General features: G+C 57.9%; 19 protein-coding genes. 4 read left to right on the plus strand and 15 right to left on the minus strand.

The window, feature by feature from the left end:
- Positions 1-221: 221 nt before the first annotated feature.
- Entirely contained in the window at positions 222-659 is a 438-nt protein-coding gene (locus JQK88_RS34585; protein ID WP_203281030.1) for a Ros/MucR family transcriptional regulator, read from the minus strand.
- Positions 660-841: 182 nt separating this feature from the next.
- On the opposite strand from JQK88_RS34585, the gene JQK88_RS34590 reads away from it, so the two are divergent.
- Positions 842-1,096 (plus strand): hypothetical protein, encoded by a 255-nt coding sequence (locus JQK88_RS34590; protein WP_312037395.1) that lies wholly within the window; start codon positions 842-844, stop codon positions 1,094-1,096.
- A 287-nt stretch (positions 1,097-1,383) separates the two neighbouring features.
- On the opposite strand, the gene JQK88_RS34595 is transcribed toward JQK88_RS34590, so the two are convergent.
- From JQK88_RS34595 to JQK88_RS34615, 5 genes are all read right to left on the minus strand, one after another.
- Positions 1,384-2,469 (minus strand): S1 family peptidase, encoded by a 1,086-nt coding sequence (locus JQK88_RS34595; RefSeq protein WP_203281032.1) that lies wholly within the window; start codon positions 2,467-2,469, stop codon positions 1,384-1,386.
- A complete protein-coding gene (locus tag JQK88_RS34600) occupies positions 2,433-3,275 on the minus strand; it encodes a zinc metalloprotease (RefSeq protein ID WP_203281034.1) in 843 nt (280 codons plus the stop codon). The genes JQK88_RS34595 and JQK88_RS34600 overlap by 37 nt, the downstream gene beginning before the upstream one ends.
- A complete protein-coding gene (locus JQK88_RS34605) occupies positions 3,272-4,243 on the minus strand; it encodes a glycoside hydrolase family 25 protein (protein ID WP_203281036.1) in 972 nt (323 codons plus the stop codon). Before JQK88_RS34605 ends, JQK88_RS34600 begins: the two co-directional genes overlap by 4 nt.
- Positions 4,244-4,630: 387 nt before the next feature.
- A complete protein-coding gene (locus JQK88_RS34610; RefSeq protein WP_203281038.1) occupies positions 4,631-5,719 on the minus strand; it encodes a tetratricopeptide repeat protein in 1,089 nt (362 codons plus the stop codon).
- 113 nt (positions 5,720-5,832) lie between these two features.
- On the minus strand, positions 5,833-6,600 hold the full coding sequence (locus JQK88_RS34615; protein ID WP_203281040.1) for a hypothetical protein: 768 nt from the start codon (positions 6,598-6,600) through the stop codon (positions 5,833-5,835).
- Between the two features lie 726 nt (positions 6,601-7,326).
- On the opposite strand from JQK88_RS34615, the gene JQK88_RS34625 reads away from it, so the two are divergent.
- Positions 7,327-8,193 (plus strand): hypothetical protein, encoded by an 867-nt coding sequence (locus tag JQK88_RS34625; protein WP_203281061.1) that lies wholly within the window; start codon positions 7,327-7,329, stop codon positions 8,191-8,193.
- A 177-nt stretch (positions 8,194-8,370) separates the two neighbouring features.
- Here the strand turns inward: JQK88_RS34625 and JQK88_RS34630 are convergent, their stop codons facing one another.
- From JQK88_RS34630 to JQK88_RS34655, 5 genes are all read right to left on the minus strand, one after another.
- On the minus strand, positions 8,371-9,513 hold the full coding sequence (locus JQK88_RS34630; protein WP_203281044.1) for a nucleotidyltransferase-like protein: 1,143 nt from the start codon (positions 9,511-9,513) through the stop codon (positions 8,371-8,373).
- 2 nt (positions 9,514-9,515) lie between these two features.
- Entirely contained in the window at positions 9,516-10,142 is a 627-nt protein-coding gene (locus JQK88_RS34635) for a Cap15 family cyclic dinucleotide receptor domain-containing protein (protein WP_203281046.1), read from the minus strand.
- Between the two features lie 692 nt (positions 10,143-10,834).
- Entirely contained in the window at positions 10,835-11,113 is a 279-nt protein-coding gene (locus tag JQK88_RS34645; protein WP_203281059.1) for a DNA -binding domain-containing protein, read from the minus strand.
- 479 nt (positions 11,114-11,592) lie between these two features.
- On the minus strand, positions 11,593-11,997 hold the full coding sequence (locus tag JQK88_RS34650; protein ID WP_203281050.1) for a hypothetical protein: 405 nt from the start codon (positions 11,995-11,997) through the stop codon (positions 11,593-11,595).
- A 28-nt stretch (positions 11,998-12,025) separates the two neighbouring features.
- Positions 12,026-12,742 (minus strand): hypothetical protein, encoded by a 717-nt coding sequence (locus tag JQK88_RS34655; RefSeq protein WP_203281052.1) that lies wholly within the window; start codon positions 12,740-12,742, stop codon positions 12,026-12,028.
- 307 nt (positions 12,743-13,049) lie between these two features.
- Between JQK88_RS34655 and JQK88_RS34660 the strand changes: the two genes are divergently transcribed.
- Complete coding sequence (locus JQK88_RS34660; protein ID WP_203281054.1) at positions 13,050-13,616, plus strand: recombinase family protein; 567 nt, start codon at positions 13,050-13,052, stop codon at positions 13,614-13,616.
- Positions 13,617-13,723: 107 nt separating this feature from the next.
- Here the strand turns inward: JQK88_RS34660 and JQK88_RS34665 are convergent, their stop codons facing one another.
- Together JQK88_RS34665 and JQK88_RS37925 are read right to left on the minus strand one after the other, a co-directional pair.
- Positions 13,724-14,128, minus strand: coding sequence for a collagen-like domain-containing protein (locus tag JQK88_RS34665; protein WP_203281056.1), 405 nt, complete (start codon positions 14,126-14,128; stop codon positions 13,724-13,726).
- Positions 14,129-14,257: 129 nt separating this feature from the next.
- Complete coding sequence (locus JQK88_RS37925) at positions 14,258-14,401, minus strand: Y4oE-related protein (RefSeq protein ID WP_512699818.1); 144 nt, start codon at positions 14,399-14,401, stop codon at positions 14,258-14,260.
- A 321-nt stretch (positions 14,402-14,722) separates the two neighbouring features.
- Here JQK88_RS37925 and JQK88_RS34675 point away from each other — a divergent pair, with 321 nt between their 5' ends.
- A complete protein-coding gene (locus JQK88_RS34675; protein ID WP_203281057.1) occupies positions 14,723-15,016 on the plus strand; it encodes a hypothetical protein in 294 nt (97 codons plus the stop codon).
- A 497-nt stretch (positions 15,017-15,513) separates the two neighbouring features.
- On the opposite strand, the gene JQK88_RS34680 is transcribed toward JQK88_RS34675, so the two are convergent.
- Both JQK88_RS34680 and JQK88_RS34685 read right to left on the minus strand, forming a co-directional pair.
- A complete protein-coding gene (locus JQK88_RS34680; RefSeq protein WP_203281058.1) occupies positions 15,514-15,909 on the minus strand; it encodes a hypothetical protein in 396 nt (131 codons plus the stop codon).
- Between the two features lie 82 nt (positions 15,910-15,991).
- Complete coding sequence (locus tag JQK88_RS34685) at positions 15,992-17,200, minus strand: tyrosine-type recombinase/integrase (RefSeq protein WP_246750182.1); 1,209 nt, start codon at positions 17,198-17,200, stop codon at positions 15,992-15,994.
- Between the last annotated feature and the right edge of the window lie 102 nt (positions 17,201-17,302).

The raw sequence follows: 17,302 nt of genomic DNA on the forward strand, positions 1-17,302 counted from the left end.
ACCCGCGACCGAAGATCTCCGCTCAATGCTCTTCCCATTGTCCACCTCCATCGAGGTGGATGTTGAATCAGCACAAAACGCAGCCGTCACATCACAATCGATTCATCGATCACAGGACGTGCTCTAGCTAAATCCCAAAGCGTCAGACTGTCATGATTGGATGTACGAATGCCGACAGGATCTACCACGCCGAAGGCTCCTGTTGGGTTGGCAGACTACACTCAGGCTTTCACCTTGCGTTTCACGGCAGGTTTTTTGGTAGGCGCTGCTTTTCTTCCCAGGCCTAGCGATTTTGCCAGCGCCGAGCGGGCGGCTGAATAGTTCGGGGCAACCATTGGGTAATCCGACGCCAGTCCCCACTTTGCGCGGTATTCGTCCGGTGTCATCCCATGTCTCGTCGCGAGATGGCGCTTGAGTGACTTGTATTTATGGCCGTCTTCGAGGCTGATAATATAGTCCGGGAACACGGACCTCTTGGGGTTAACTGCGGGCTTCGGCGCGGGTGCTTCTGTTGGAGCAGCCTGGCCAATACTAGACAATGCTGAATTCACGCTGGCAATCAAACTAGGCAATTCTGACACTGGAACCGCATTCTTCTGGACATAGGCGGAAACAATATCCGCAGTAAGCTCGATTAGATTACTAGCTTCTTCGGACATAGCCCTGCTCCAGGTTTCAAAACCAATACGGTCATATCCATCAATTCCCAAGTGTGCAACCAACAGCCAGCCAGCTAATGGATCTGTGCTGGAGTCAGAGGGCCAAGGGTGTTGAACGTGCCCCGTTTGACGTTACTCTAAAACGAGGGCGCGCCAGGCTCTTAACTGAAGGCGGAATATGGATGAAGAGCAGATCGCGCCCAACGCCGGGTCCAACTATTGAAACAGAAGTCCCTTGGGCGGACCATCTAACTGCCTATGACAACAAGCACCTGATGCTCTATTCGAAGCTCATCGACGCGTGCGCCGATAGTGCCAGCGAAGAAGAAATGGCGCGGGACATACTGGGTATCGATCCGGTGAAGGGTGAAGGAGCCAATCCGCGCCCGCAAGGCTCTTCGCAGTCACCTGGAACGGGTGCGCTGGTTTATGAATGAGGGATACAAGGAGCTGTTTTCAACCTGACAGCCACAATACCCACGGCGCTGCACCAGCTTCGGGGCGCATCATACGGCGCCCTTCGCCGGGGGCTGTCGGTTCCGCATCCCGCCTGTGGCGGCGCTATGCTGATGCTCCTACGGCCGCCCTGTTGAACCGGGCTCAGGGCCACGAACTTTCTCCAGCACCGAACTGACTTAGTCCCGCTGGCTGGCATTTCGGTGCTTCCGCCTTGTACGCCCTTGTTTGCCGCGGTCGGGAGAGAGGCGTGCGCCAAAACGGCAAGTTACCTCTGAGGATACCAAAGCTCGAAAACGTTCTGTGGAGAATTGGGAATATTCTCCCGTCGAATGCTAAATCTTGTAGGCGAAAGATTGTCCAGCACGGCCTTTATCTTGTCGGCGTTGGCGCGATCTTCCGCCGAAAAATAGCGTATCTCGCCTGACAGTGGCGCCTTGCCCCCCACGTTCTCAATGCCCCGCGCGGCGTTGATCCCTTTGTCAACCAATCCAGAGATCAGCTTGGCTGCATCGGCGCGCTGGCTCTCTGCCGCGATTTGAACAAAGACGCGGGGCTTGGCGCCGGCTGGAGCCTGCGGCGGTTTTTGCGCATCACCGGTGGGGGGTTGGCTCTTCGGATCCGCCGATAGGACCGCGACCTGCGCCAGGCCGCTTGGCGGCACCTGGTAGCAGTCCACCCTTGCGACGGTTCTCAGTTCTCCGGACTGGTTTATGGGCGTGAAGGCTTCGACGTTCTGCGCGGCCCCATAGACCAGCCCGATTAGGTACCCACGCCAGAATATGGGCCCGCCGCTCATGCCGGCGGCGATTCCTGCCCTCATGTAGTCTCGAAACGAGCTGTCGAGGGTGTCGGTTGTGACGACAGCAGGCAGAACCAGTAGTGGCGCCGAGTCCCCCGCCGGAAACCCCGCCACAGTGATCGATTCCATGATTGGCGGTATGTTGCAGCCGAGTCGGAAATATGTGCCGATCCCGGCGTTTCGGACCTCGGTCTGGTTGACGTAGAGAAGGGCAATGTCCGTGCTGCTCGCATCGGCGGGGTAACGGGAAGCAGGGATCAGAGCAGTTTTAACGCCCCTCAACGATACGCTGACCTTGCCTGTGGCGGGGTCAAAACCGTCAAAAAGGTGTTTGGCCGTAAAGATGAAGCCGTCCGCCCCAAGCAAGACGCCGGAGCCTTCCCTGAACAGGTTGCCATCCGCCTTGGTCAGTCTAACATAGACTACCCCGTCGAAAATATTTTGAACGGATTGTGCGTTGCATTGGCCAAGTAACGCTAGGAACATATATACAAAGGCCGCAAACCGCCAAATGCCTACATGGACAGAGGTTTGTAGAGTCCCGTCACGCATGCCACATCACCGTCTGAAATAGTGGAAGGATTGACCACAAACGCAACTCGTTCGTTGCGATCGTTAAGGATGGTAGCCCATCCGTCTTTGATAGGATACATCATGATGGACGACCTATCGAGGTTGGGGCTGGCTAGGCAAACAGCGCTTTTGTCCAGTTTTGTAAGTATCTGCTCCTTGACGGTTTCTTCACTCCAACCCTTTGCATGCATATCCGCGAAAACAGCGTCTTTGTCCCATTCGATCGTGGACAGAGGGAACCTGTGCTCGTGCTGCAAGCCAAGGCAATGACCGAATTCATGCATGATACTGGCAGGATGTAGGTCGCTGAAGCACATCGTATACGGCGTGGTGACGGTCATTGCGCGCCTACCGATGGCCGACCAGTTCTGATTGGAAAGCACTTCGATGCGTATCTTCGCCTTGTCCACACTGGCCGTGAAGTCGAAGTCTATGAAAGTGCCGATATGCGTGGCCAGCCACATTCGAGCCGATTCCATGACGATATCGTGTTGAGGTTTCTCACCGTTCAGGAAGGCCACGCCTAGGGTTATCTTGTCCTTAGTCTCACTGTCCTCAGGTAGCCAAATGTCGCTCTTAAAGGCCGTCCCGTAGGGGGTGAATGTCAGCGGGCCAAGGTCCGTATTGAACGTCATGTTTTCCCCATTCCCGTCGGCCGGTTGAAACTGCAGCCCGTCGGAAACTGCGCTGTCCTCGACAGCGCAGATGAAACTTGGCTCGTCCCCATGGGCCTTCCCGGAGAGGCAGAGCGCACAGCATCCGAGGAAGGCGCGCCGGTTGATCATTGACTCGCGAACCGCTCGAATTCGTCGTGGGTTCCTTTGAATACGTTGGCGTCCAGACCGCCCTTGTACGCATCTCCGACCTTGGCCTTGTCTGAGAACTGCCAGAGCTTCCATTTTGCACCGCCCGGAACCTTGGGGTCTTCACTGGCCTGCCCCGACCTGGAGTAGTCCGCGATCCAGATACCGTAGTCCGAGAGCTCGGAAATCCGCTTCGGTGCGATACCGCGTTCCCGCCACCAAGCGTTCGCCGTATATATGACCGGGACCCGTTTGGTTTGCTCCTGCACCTTCGCGCACCAGGCCTTCACTGACTCGAGTATGGTATCGGGGGAATAATCCTTCCAACGGTCCGGACCGGCCGGTCTGGCAATATCCCATTCGAGATCGAGCACGGGAGGCATGTCGGTCTTTTCAATGCCGCCATGAGAATTCACGAAGTTGAGGAAAGTGTCCGCCTGGGCGGCTCCGTTTTTGCCTGCTGCGAGAAAGTGATAGGCGCCTCTGCGAAGCGTATTAGTCGGATGCTTGGGCAGCGCTTTCACCTGTGACCAGAACCCGGCAAACTTCTTATCCTTGAACTGCGTCCCCTGGGTGGCCTTTATGTAGACGAACTTGATGTTCTTGTCGTCGCGCAAGGACCTGAGGTCTACGCGTCCAGAATAGTGGCTGACGTCGACGCCCCAATGATAATCAACGCGGTCGAGACCCGTCTTCGGATCCTTCGTCGAGTCATCGGGAAAAGTAAAATCTCCAGGAATATATGCGCCTCCCGTGTTGTCGACATCATCGTCCGGCTGCAGCTTCGCGATTGCGATGTTAGTGATCCACTCATAAAGGTCGCTTCTCGATGGCTGGTCGGTGAGATCCGCCAATCGGGGAGCCTTCGCCTGTGCGAAGGACACGGCGGCAGATGAAGTAGCCAATGTTCCTGCAGCGGTTATCAGAAGTTGGCGGCGATCAAGTTCCATGTAAGCATCCCCCACTACGAGACATGTTAGAGTGCGGCCTGAGATGAACAGAAATTACATGGGGGATCGTGCGCCGTCAATAACTTCTTCGCAATAGCTAAAATACCACAAAATGATACAAATCTTGTTTTTAGTATAGCTTATAGTCATCAGACAGCACGGCGCGTGCAGCAACATAACCTTGTGGTTAGGCTACATTCGGGCTCCAGCACTCCGGCACTTGAAGTCAGGTCGAGGGCTTCCTATCGTATAGATTGAGTGCCAAGAGAATTTCCCCATTCTGGGGTGGGTACTCAGGAGGAAACGATGGCTAGGTACATGAAACCCACCGCTCGACGCGATGCGGTCGTGCGCCGTGCAAACAGTCGGATCTCCGACGCATAAGCCTTAGCTGCCGGTCCAGGCCTGCATCAGTTTCTCGTACTCCACCAGTCTGGCGTAGTCATTCTGATACGGATCGGCAGCGCGCTTTCGCTCCAACTTAATAGCTTCTTTCAACTGACTAATCGCATCGTCCTTTGCGTCGGTCGCATACATCAGCACGGCGCTCGCGTAGTGAGGATAGGGATCGTTAGGGTCCGCATCCACCAATGCAGTCCTCGCGGCCTCTTCCGCTTCGGTCACGACATCGGCGGGGAGGTCCTTCGTGCGCGCGGCAGCTTCGGCAAATCCTGCGCCGCTATAAGCGATCTCGTCCGTCAACTTGGCAGTCTTGTAGAGGGCGCGGTATAGGTCCAAGGCGGCCTGAAGTTGGGCGGGACCGCCTTGAGCTTTTGCGTAGTCCAGCGCTAGGGCCGCCTGTTCCTCCTGGGCTGGTCTGAAGTCGGGATAGGACGAGACAATGGTGGCATAGGCGGCGACAGCCTCGCTGTAGCTATTCTTCTCGTAGAAGATTTTGGCCTTCGCGAACTTCGAGACACGCAACTGCGCGTCGTTCTTGCCCTCGGACAGTTTCGTCATCTTTGCGACAATATCGAGCGCCTTGCCGAACTCCGCCTCAGCGAGTTCTGGTCGGTCCGACTCCTGATAGTTGTCCCCCAGCCTCCTGTGAATGTTTTGCAGCCCGTCGAGCACCTCGAAGCTGTCAGAATCGAGATAGACGGCTCGTTCGTAAACGGTCTCCGCCTCCTCATATCTCCCGGTCATCCTCAGCGACTTCCCAAGCATCTCAAGGGCTTCCATGTCGTCGGAACTGAACTCGTAATAGATCCCGAGGAACCTTGCCGCCGAATCCCACCGCTTCTGTAGAAACTTTACTGTTCCTCTCTCCTTAATAACGTTGACGATGCCCACATCGTTGTTTTGCATGCTGGATTTCATTATCTGTTCGAGCACCTTTTCGGCCTCGTCCAGCTTTCCGGATGTCCTCAGAGAAACGGCCTGTTCGAACTGCTTTTTGGTCGCATCATCGAAAGTGGCGCCGCCCGAATGGGCGGGAGGCGACCAAGCAAGGAACGCAAGAAGGGCAAGGACCATCAGGCCCCTACAATCCGGTCCGTGGCGTCTCCATTTAGCTGAAGGTTCCATGCGACACACCATCCGAAGCTGCGACATTGACACTAAACGGAGAGCCAGCGCGACAACGATGATTATTTGCGCTTGCTGCCAGCCGCGACATATTTCCCTTGAATTGCGAAGGTGACGTTGCTTCTGGTCGTGGATTTAATTTCAGGATTGGCCCACGACAACGACGCTGGTCCGGCGGCAAATGCCGCCTGGAATGCGCCCTTAGAAAGCGTGTATGCTTTCTTTGCATTCGCCACTTCGGTGACGATCATGTAAGGGCGATTCCCTTTGAGGACGTCTTTTCGACAACTTGTTCCCAGGTTGGCTAGAACGAAATCGGCTGCATTTCGCGAGTCGCCAGACACAAGATGCGTGATGCGGTAGCCATCCACTTTTATTTTCTTGTACGGTGCAGTAATCGTTCCAATTCCTGGAACAGAAAGAGCGAAATTTGTTGAGGCAAGGTTATCTTCCAAAGAGTCGTCATAGTCTGTGACTTTTGTCGATAGGCCCTTAATGGCTGCGATACCCATGTCATTTTCGCAGATTTGGTAAGCCGATCCATCTTTGTGAAACGTATAAATACCTGGTGTCGAGATTGCGTAGCCATACGAAGGGCTGATGGAGTACGCCCCGGGCCCTAGCGCCTGGACCGCGACGGTGGGACTGGATCCAACAACTTGCGGCAAGAAATTTGCGTTTTGCTCAGTCGAGCACGCGCTCAGAAGCGCTGCGGCCGCAGCAACCGGTACGATCTTCAACACTTTTGAGGCCCCCCTGCCGTTACGGAAGGCGTAAGCAAACTTGTAGCGAATGTAAATACGCAATTGAGCAAAGTTCTGTGAACACATCGCAATCGACCACCTCAACATGGGTTCGATGGTAACGCGGGGAGCGATGTCCGGTTAGGCAGACTAGGCAGAATGTTTAACTGGCTGTCGGGCCCCGGCGGGCTGTCTCGCCAAGATTGTTGTATTATCGATAAAAATAGGATTCTTTTTGAATGCAGTTTTGGGCATGTTTCGTGTAGTGCCTTCATAGGCGCCCTTCGCCGGGGGCTGTCGGTCCCGCATCCCGCCTGACGGCGGCGCTATGCTGATGCTCCTACGGCCGCCCTGTTGAACCGGTCTCAGGGCCACGAACTTTCTCCAGCACCGAACTGACTTGGTCCCGCTGACGGGCATTTCGGTGCTTCCGCCTTGTACGCCCCTGTTTTCTTTGGTTGGGAGAGAGGCGCGCGGCCCTCTCTCCCGCAAGTCTCGCCGGCGGCATCCCCCATCTTCCTGCGCTTCGCTCCGTGCAGACCGGGGATACCCCGCCGCCGCCGAGGCTTGCCCCCTCGCTCCCCGCTGCTCGCCGCGAGGCAGGGGGTCAGGGAGGCTTGAACCCTTCAGGTCAACCTGAAAGCCAACCAAGGAGCAAAACGATGACTACGAATATGAAATCACCATCCCACTCGGCAAGCTGGTGCCGAGCAACGCCAACGTCCGTCGCGTCAATTCCGAGGCGGGGAGGGCCGAACTGGCCGCTAGCATCGAGGCCCACGGCCTCATCCACAACCTTGTGACCCGCAAGAGATGGCGCTGGCGGGCTGTGTCGTGGGTATCTCCCACGGGGGCACGTTGCAGGTCACGCCCGGGCTGGTGAAGGCCGACGACCGGAAGGCTCGGGCCGAGTTGCAGCGCGGCGATGCCGATGAAGAAGGCAGCGGGGTCGACGAGAAGGCGGCACAGGAGGACGAGGAAGCAGCCGCTGGCCTGTCGGCGGCGCTGACCGAGGAACTGACCGCCATCCGCACAGCAGCGCTCCGGGTCGAGCTCGCAGGCCGCCCCGACGTGGCGCTGGTTGGCATCCTGCATGCGTTGGTGAGCCGGGTCTTCTATGACTACTATGGCCGTATCGAACCAGCGGTGGAGGTCACCGGCCAACGCCGCAACCTAGCGCCCTCCGTCAAGGAGCCGGATGCCTGCCGTGCCTTGACGGGGTGGAACGATGTCATGGAAGGCTGGGCGGAGCGCGTGCCCGGAAATCCCGCCGACCTCTGGCCATGGCTGGTGGCGCAGTCGCAGGATGTGTTGCTTGACCTGTTGGCTGTGGTGACTGCCGCCAATCTGAACGCGGTGGTCGCCCGCCACGAAACCAGCAAGGAGCGCATAGCGTATACCGACCTTATGGCTGTGGCCGTTGGGCTCGATATGGGCTTGTGGTGGGCGCCGGAGGCTGTGTTTTTGGCGCGCTTGTCAAAAGCCGAGATCGCTGGCGTGATGCGGGAAGCCGGGTGCGCCGAAGATGCCGCGAAGGCGGTCGAACGCGGCGCGAAGCCCGAGGGCGTGTTGCAGGCCGAGAAGGAACTCGACGGCAGGGGCTGGCTCCCTACAGTGTTGCGGATGCCTGCCAGCCCGGAAAGTGAAAGCCCTACCGAAGTGGCGCTTGCTGCCGAGTAAATAGACGGCGGAACCCTTAACCCGGGGCAGCGCTGCCCCGGGTTTTTTGCGTCCGAATTGTCCCCGGGCCGGTGTCGAACCGGCCGAGGCCAGGCGAGGGCGCCCCTGACTCGCCCCTCGCGCTCCCTGCCCGCCCGAAACAGCTCCACCATCCCCTGAGTGCTTTGGGGCGCCTGCCTAGCCTGGCACGAAGATGCTTGAAATTGCTTTTCGGCTGTCCTCCAACGGAATTGACTCCTGGTAACGCAGAGCAAGACTTTGTTCGCGCGCGACCTGACGAGCAAGTTCATCCATTTCCGAGGAAAGTGTAAGAAGACCGCTGAACTTGCTCTCGCTGTCAAAAATCCGGCGCGACCCATCTGGCACAGATAATGTCCGGGCGAAGGCTTTGTCCTGCCACAATCTGTCCAAAAACCGCTGCGTTTCGGCAAGCACCGCGAGTTCGTAAAACACACCTGTGCGCAACACAGCCTGATCCGCGTGGTACATGATTGCCGCAATATCGAAGCTGGGAAGGCCGACCGTCCTCCCATCTTCGATGGCGTCATTTTTGACATTCTTGCACAGGCGGATAGCCTTCTTCAGGCCGCCATTGGCCTCATTTCGATCCCGGTTGTGCACGCGATCGATATGCAAAAACGGCAAGTTGTCGATCGTTTCGGGGACTTTCTTGTTCAGAATCGTCACGCCTCGATCTCGCTCCAGGTTCGATGACTGGTAGTCAATTGTGTCGACCCAGTGCGATGGAACGACATCGACCGGCCGCGCAAGGGAGCCGCCAGAGATCGCGATTGCTTTGCCGCCGGAGACGTCAACGTCGGCGGCTGGGTAGGCGGCAATAAGGATTTTTTCGGCCTCTTTGCGCAGACGCATCAAACGGCCAACGGACGTCTCTTGGGTTGGAGAGATGTAATGGCCGGACCGGGCTTTGGCGCCTGCCTTATAGTACGAGAAAAAGTCGAGTTCGAGATTTAGCAGATCGACGTCGCTGACGCCCCGGATGTGGACGTTTAGGGGGACAGAGCCTTGGAGCCGGAATTCTACACTCCAACCGGCAGCGCGAAGTTTCTCGTCCAACTGCTTTCCGACACGCTCAGCCGTTTCGATGCTGATCTTGGTGTATTCGGGTCCGACCTCTTCCATGGCGCCAAGCGCATACCGAGTATACGGCTGGCTTCCCGCCCTGGTCTGCCATTTCTCGTTGCCTAAACTTTTGATGAGAACGTCGGACTGGGCAGCCTCATTGAGGCGACCCAGGCGATCGGTCCCGCGCCGGCGCGTCTTCAATTGAGTAAGGCGTTTGTTGATATCAGTGGCCATGATTAAAGCCTCGTGAGGTTCATCTGGCCGAACGTATAGCGGCCATATCCGTTGAAATACTCGCCTTTCCCGGACCTCAGATCCTTGGCAAACGTAATCTCGGCAGAGCCGCGGTGACTCTTCAGCTCGGTCTCACCGATGTTCGGATCGTTCTTGTAGCCGTAGAAAAGCCGGTAGCCGTCCGCTGGGTCACAAATGAGCGCGGCGCTGGTGCTGTTCGATCCGGACTGCGCGGTCTTCAGGCGCACGCGGATTCGGTCCCAACTCTGGACAATCGTTATTTTTGCTTTCCATTGGAAGCCGGGCGTTCCATCGGGATTGAGTGTCTGGCCATCGCAATCCCATTCCCCGCAAAGATTCGGGACTTTGAGGACCTTGGAGAGCAGGCTCCACCGCCAGGCGAAGCGGTCAAGGATCCAATAGAGCACGACGAAAACGGTGCCGGCGCCGAGCAATGAAAGCACGGATGGCGGCACGTTGGGGAAGATGCCGAATGTTTTGGCGAGATCGACCGCCCACAGGAAAACAAAAACGACTCCCGCAGAGACGATGCTCGATATGACGCCGAGGTAATGCCCAATGCGCGCACGATTCACGCCGCCGAGCACGGTGTATTCATGTTCAAGCATGGAAGGCCCTCTGATGACTGGAGGGCGACGGCCGGAGCCGCCGCCCCAGACCCTTACCGAGTCTTGGTAGGGTCGGTCAGGCGGTACTTCTGACCCGACTCCAAGGGAGGGGGCAGAGGCTCGCCCTTGGTTACGGTACGTTCAATACCCGTACCGCCACCGCGGGGCCCGGTAATCTCGTACTGCCCCGACTTGGGGGCCTTTTCACCAGGCTTGTAGAGGTCGTCATTAGACATGGGAGGATGTCCAGGTGGTTGCCAATGGGACCATCTGGCACTAGATACCGACTTGCTGAAGGTTCGGACTAGCGGTCTGAAGGCGTCCTACGGCAACCACACAGACCGCAGTTCACAACCAAACGATGGCAGGTGACGGAGACGTCACCTGCCATTTGTCTAGGCATATTTCAAATTAGATGTAAATACCGAACCGGCGTGCACACACTAAAAATACCGAGTATTTTCAATCTGTCAACAGCTAATCGCGCAGCGCCATTGGCGCAAATTGTCGCAACGGCCGGAGATTCCGGGCGCTGGTGTCTGAAGCTCAGGTGGGAGGCGGATCGACGGAAATCAAGACGGCAAAGCGTCAAAACATTACGCTGCGGCAGCCCTTGTCCGTGCGATCGGCAACGGCCACGAATGGTTACAACGAACTACAGCCGCTATCTCCGGCCAGACCGCATCGAGGCTTCAATGCGGCGCGCCGCCTGCCAGCAGATACCGATACCCGCTTGTCGCCATCCACCGAGCGCGCGCGAGATGCGTCTCCCAGACCCGAAAGGCCCGCTCAGGTTCCTTTGCCGCGTCTATATGTAGAACGATGGTTGCAACTTCCCGCCAGTCAGCATCTTCGGCGGCCGCGTCGAGCAGGCGAATGTAGGTCAGCAAACGCTCCTCGTCATATCCGGTCAGTACCGGCGACGTCGGTGCCTCGTCGGCGACATCTGGATCGAGGAGCGGCTGGAGCATTCTGCTTTCTAACGGCTGTTCGTGGCCAAGCAAAGAGCTGCGCCGGGGCGACTTCAGCTTTCTGGCGGGGACTGGCGGCCGCAGATCGTGACGATCGCGGAACTGCCCCAGGCCGACCGAGGTGAGAACATGATGGAAAACTCTTGTGTGCGGGGCGTTGGCCCGAACCAGGAATACGGCGACGAGCTTTTCCACTCCGGCAGGTCCATCGCCGGAGTCCGCTGTTCGTCAGCAGCCGGTGTAGGCAAGCCGTCTGGGCCAATGGTGATCATGGAAATGCCGATGTAGCTCCCAGCCTTGAAACGGCCGACAAATTGAACGGCATCGCCAATGTAACGGTAGCACCCGTCTTGCGGGCCGAGCTTGAATCTCTGTGTCGGCGTCGGCTGCGGTTGCTCTTCCTGGGCCTGGGCGGGAGCGGACAGGAGAACGGCTGCCCCCGCAGCCCAGGCGAGCGTGCGTAGGAAGGGCATGGCGGCCTACCGCTTCTCGAGCATGGCGTTGTAGAAATCGCCCTCGAAGCCCTTTGCTTCGGCTTGTGCCTTTACCTGATCGCAATCCATGGCCTGCCCCATGCAGAAGACTGCGCCGTAGCTTGGCCAGCTAAAGGGGCGAGCGATGTCGCGTGGCCGGTCTCCCTGATTGTAGCCCTGCAGGTCGTACTTGAAGTTCTTGGCGTTCAGCCTAGCAACGATCGTGTCGATGAGGTTCGAGGCCCATGTCTCCTTGTTGTGGAGGATGAGGGCTTGGCTCGGGTTTGCCTTGGCAGTCACCTGGTCGACAAAGGCAACGATGTCTTTCGCCGAGCTAGGCAGTGCCCACACCGACAGGGTGGCGGCGAAAGCCAGGGCACGAAGATTCCGGGCGCACGAATGCATTATCACAATGATCCTCCGTTGTGTGAAATGTGGTTCAGAGCTTGGGCGCAGCGGCGTGGGCGTCGCGCACTTTCTTGGCGGCGTCCTCGACGGATTTCTCGAATTGAGCACGGCGGTCGTCGTCAGCGCGTGCGCCCGCCTCGTCGATGAGGACGTAGGTGACGGCCTTGACGTGGTCGCCGTCGGCATCGATGCCGATCAGCATTTGATGGTCGCGAGCATACTTCTCGACCGGTTGGCCGTTGCTCCAGTACCACTCCATTTTGGATTTGTTGTCGCGGCTGGGTGGTCCGTACTTCTGGATGATGGCCGCACGGAGCGTTTCCACCAGCGGACCCATCCCGCCCTTGTACGTGACGAAACGCCGGACATCCGTTGAGTGCTGGCCGCTCAGGGGAGAGGAAAATTCGACCCGTATGTTTTGGTCAGCCGCGGGGTCCAGCGGCCCGGACCAGACGATGTTGGTGGGATAGCGGTTCGGGCCGGACGCGACAATCTCGACGCTGCTGTATTCCTCCTCCAGCACGAAGCGACCCGACGGGCTTTCGTTGGAGAAATTCTGGTCCGTTAAGATCTTGCGGGCGTCGTCGACGGTCTGGCCGAGACCCACTCCCAGAAAGTCGGCATCCCGGCCATTGGGCCTGAACAACTGGGACGGCAGGTTGACGACCGGCACCGCGACGTCGAGGGAAAGCTTTTCTTGGGCGATGGCTGGTGTGACGGAAACCACCAGTGCAAAGGCCAGCGACAAGATCCGGGATCGATTTGCGGTTGTCTTGGGGCTTCGCGCCGGGGAAGGCCCCGGAATCGACTCGTCCACGGCGAAGGGCAAGGCTGCGCTACGTCTCAAAGGTGCACCTGTAGGGAGGAGGCTGGAGAGACGGCAGGTTTATGCAAAAATCACGACTTTTGCGCTGGCCTGCGGTCGAGCGCTGATCGGCTTTTCTGGACAAGTGTTGAGCGAAATACCTGTCAGATAAGCCCAAAAAAGGCAAATATGGCTTCCGACGACTCTTGCAAAAGTCGTGACATTTGAAGATCAAGGGAGCGCCGATTAGTTGAAGTATGGATACGCAAGGGTCTCCACGGAGGCCCAGGATTTGGCGAGCCAGGTCGAACGCTTGCAAGCTGCGGGATGTGAACGGATTTTCTTCGAAAAGCGCAGCGGGAAAGACGCCAACCGGCGCCAGTTGCAAAGGCTCTTAAAAGTCCTGAGACCCGGCGACCTGGTGCACGCGGTCGTCAGCGATCGGATTGCCCGCGACCCAGTCGACATGCTGGATATTCTCAGTACAGTCACGGCTGCCGGCGCCAGCCTGCGTCTTCTCGACGAGCCCTTTATCGACACTACGTCGGAAATGTCCGATCTGATGCTTTTCCTCTTGGGCTGGGCCGCCAAATGGCAGCGACGTCGAATCCTCGAGAACACCGCGAACGGCCGCGCCCGAGCCAAGGCGAAAGGTGTCAAATTCGGCCGCAAGCCGAAACTGTCGCTGCAGCAACGTGCCGAGGCACTCGCCAGGCTCGCGGCGGGCGAGGCGCAGCGAGAGGTGGCAGACTCGCTGATGGTCAGTGGCAGCACGATTTCCCGCTTACAATCGCAAGCTACTCATCTCGCCAGATGATCCGCCGCACAAACCGGGTTTCGGCCAATGGCAAGACTGGGTGGTTCAACATATTCTTCGGGGACGAGAGTAGCCCTTGCCCCGCAGCCTGGCGACTTCATGCTCGGCTACTTGTTTCTCATGCGACCCTTGGCGTCCGGAACCCCCATTTTGCCGCGATGGATGGCAACCATACGCCCGTCAGGGCCTTGCAATCCCATAGACCCTTTAGGGATTGGCACCATGCGACCATCTCTGCCCTGCAAACCCATAGCGCCGGACGGTATGGCCGCCATACGCCCATCTTTGCCTTGCAGGCCCATTGATCCTCGGGGAATGGCGACCATACGACCATCTCGACCTTGCAGGCCGACCGCACCCGCAGGGATGGCGACCATGCGACCATCTCGACCTTGAAGCCCCACGCCACCAGGTGGAATAGGCACCATGCGCCCATCCTTGCCCTGCAATCCTATGCAGCCGTCTGGAATGACGATAGCCATTCCGTCAGCACCGGTAAGTTTCGTCGGCATCTCGCGCTCCTTATGCCGTTTCAAGCCGGCAAGAGATTTATATCATGATCCGGTCAATTCCATCGATATCTACAGCTACGTTGGACCGGGGTTGTGGCACCGCGATGCTGAGAAAGTTGGACTGGGCTCTTAAGCCCAGCCGACGTGATCTCTCTTCAAAAGCCTCAGAAACAGGTCGAACCAGAAACGATACTCTGGGTCTTCACGATTCCCAGACGCTTCCAGAGCGCAATAGGCTACCGACGTCGTCGCGTCCTTGCCGTGCTGCTCCATTGCGGTCTCGATCGCCTCATCCTCGGTAGTTGCTCCCAATTTTCGGCGATGGTCCCCTGATTTTTCACGCTCGGTTCCTTTGGCTATTCGAAACATGCCGGTGACGTTCCCATGGAGAGACATGGACGGGCTCGCCATCCAATGGTGCCCCCTCTATTTTGCATTTGCACCTGCATAATTCCGGCGTATCCTTCTTGTGCGCATGTGAGCAGAAGGTGGCGCCTGGCGCATCGACTAGCCACCTCTTCAAGAACTAGCATCGGCGTGGCGACCGAAAATGCTGAGGGAAGAGACCGCCAATTCCATAAGGAAACAACCGTCATGGATACCCATGCCGTTATTGCGTCCCTGCCAGTCGCTGGGGCTGACCGTACCGTGCTTATCGATGCCGCAAACGCAGCGTTCGAAAGGATTATTGAGCGGATTGAACCGGCCAACGAGACGCTGACTCGAACCCTTTGGGATCCCGAAGGCTATATCAATAGTGAAATCACCGCAGACATGTTGCCGATTTCACGGGACGAGGCCGCGTACCTCGTTGATGTATTCTTGTTGCATCACGTGGTCGGATTGGCAGTCGCAGCGGACAACGAGGCCGCCGAATCTCGACCTTGAACCTCACGGGCGGCAGCTGGGCCTACCTGCTGCGACCTGGGGGACACCCCGATCAATACGCTGACCTTTACCGCCACTTCGTCCAGGGTGGCGGTAAGGCGGGTTATGTGTGAGGTGGTTGCGGCCATTTCTGGCCCGTAGCGAGTTACGAGGTATTCCCGGTTCTGGCTGAGGGACTGAAGATGCTTGGCGGTCTTTGTGCGAAGTCGCAGCCCCGCTGCTAGGGTATGTTCCGTCCGCGCGGACAAGTCGTGGTGCATTTTGCGGATCTGATTGGGATTGTGCCCACGGTACAGCAACAGGGCGGTCAGATAGAGTTCGATCGCATGGATAGCCGACAGTCTGAACGGCGCTCGGGTTAGTGGTTTGCCAGGTCGTCCGAGGGGAAGGAGGTGGTGTGCCGCCTTTCGGTATTCTTCCGCCAGTTCGTGAATCTGCTGCGGAGATGCCAACTCGCCCGGATACTTGCCTTCCTCGATTGCCACTTCCGTCGCCCCCTACCGTCTGCGGCAGTAAGCATCCCATGCCAGCTTGATGTCCGCAAATGTCCATTCCCGCCGTCGACCGTAGGCCGGACTTTGGCGAGTAGGGCACCCGGCGAGGCCGGTTTCCCTTTGGAACCTCATGAACCACGCCATAGATTTTGGCTTGCCGCGGGCCGTGGCCTGAATACGGCGGATCAGTTCGCTATGCGCCCAGTGGTCATGCGGATTGGAGATGGAAGCCGGGTCGGTCAGGTAGCAGCGGAGTTTCTGTAGAGTTGCATCCTCTGGGGCCTGATGGAGCTCAGTCCGGAGTTCTTGAACGGCAAGCGCGGCCCCTTGTTTTGCTGCTTGCGTCAGCATCTCGCGCAACTGCGCACTCGTTAGCACCAGCGCTTGCATGGCTTTCATGAACCGGACTTTCTTGATGGGAGTTTTGTGGCGAAGATCGCCGCCGGTTCATTGCCTCACAGCCAAAAAATGACGTCAAGCCCTAGATGCCGAGAAGGGTGCCGAGCTTTTCCGTGACCGGACGCAAGGGGTCGACCAGGTGGAGATCGTAGATCATTGTCGTTGCGAGATTTCCCTTGTGGTCGACGTAGTGTGATACGGCCTCGTGTGAAACGCCTTGCGCCGTCAGCATCAGCGAAATGGCAATCCGTTTGAGATCGTAGAGCTGGAAGTAGTCGGGTACGCCCGACAAACTTTTGAACCTCTCCAGTCCCTTGCGGAAATTGTCGCGGGGTTGGGTGGCGTCCGTATGTGACGGGAACAGCAACTTGCTGTCGGGCCAACGAAGGCGTTGGGCCTGAACCATCCCTGCCACCCTGGGATGGATCGGCACCGAACGGTACGCGTGTTCGTAGAGCGAACGCGACAGTTTGATGCCTTTGGTGTTGTGTTTGCGCCAGACAAGCTTCTCCAGATCGAAATGGCGAAATTCCGCCTTGGCCAGGTCGCTGGGGCGAGCCATGGTCAGGAACAGGATACCCATGAAATTGCAGAGTTCCTGCATCTGATCGTTGGCGGTGACGACCCGTCCCTTGGCCAAAGCCATATCGCGTTTGGCGAGGCCTTCGAAATTAGCGGTATCGGGCTCAGCCTCGAACACCGGGTAAAAAATATGTGCTGCGATCTGCCGTATCTGCTCTGTTGAATAGTCTCGGCGTCGTCGCATGACCTTCCGGGCACGGATTGGGCTGCAGGGGTTGCGCATATCAACAAGCTGCATGCGGATCGCCCAATTGAAGAGGGCGGAGACATGGCGCAGGCCATCATTATGGCTGTAAGGCGAGGAGAACTGTCGCTGGAAATGCTCAATATCAAGGGGCTTGATGGACGAGAACGGCCTGTCCGCAAACATCGACCCGAAATCGGTGTAGGGTTTGCAGATATTATGGCCGCGACGTGAGGCGGTTTTGGGCGCTCGCCGATGCCAGGTTGCCACGAACATAGCGAACGTGGCCTGATAGCCGACCGATAGCGTCTGGATATGTCCTTCCCAATACCGATTGATCGCATCACGCACCGTGAGCAGATGGGGGGAGGCGGGTGTCTCTGCCCTCGTCCTGAGTGTCGGGGTTTTCGCCAGCCTCCAGTTGGCGCTGGCGCCCGCCGACAGCCATGCGCGCGGAGGCCACATTGAGAATGACGGTCGAGCCGAGGACTTTGCGGTAATGCGGATTCCGACGATGGCGCGCATGTATTCCGATCTGATGCCGCGCAGCGTTCCGGTCTGATCGCGCGCAGGTGAAGCACCTGATCGTCGGGGAAGATGTCACTGCATTTGCGGTTCGGTCAAGCG

It is taken from the genome of Mesorhizobium caraganae (assembly GCF_016836705.1).
GTDB classification, from domain to species: Bacteria; Pseudomonadota; Alphaproteobacteria; order Rhizobiales; family Rhizobiaceae; genus Mesorhizobium; species Mesorhizobium caraganae.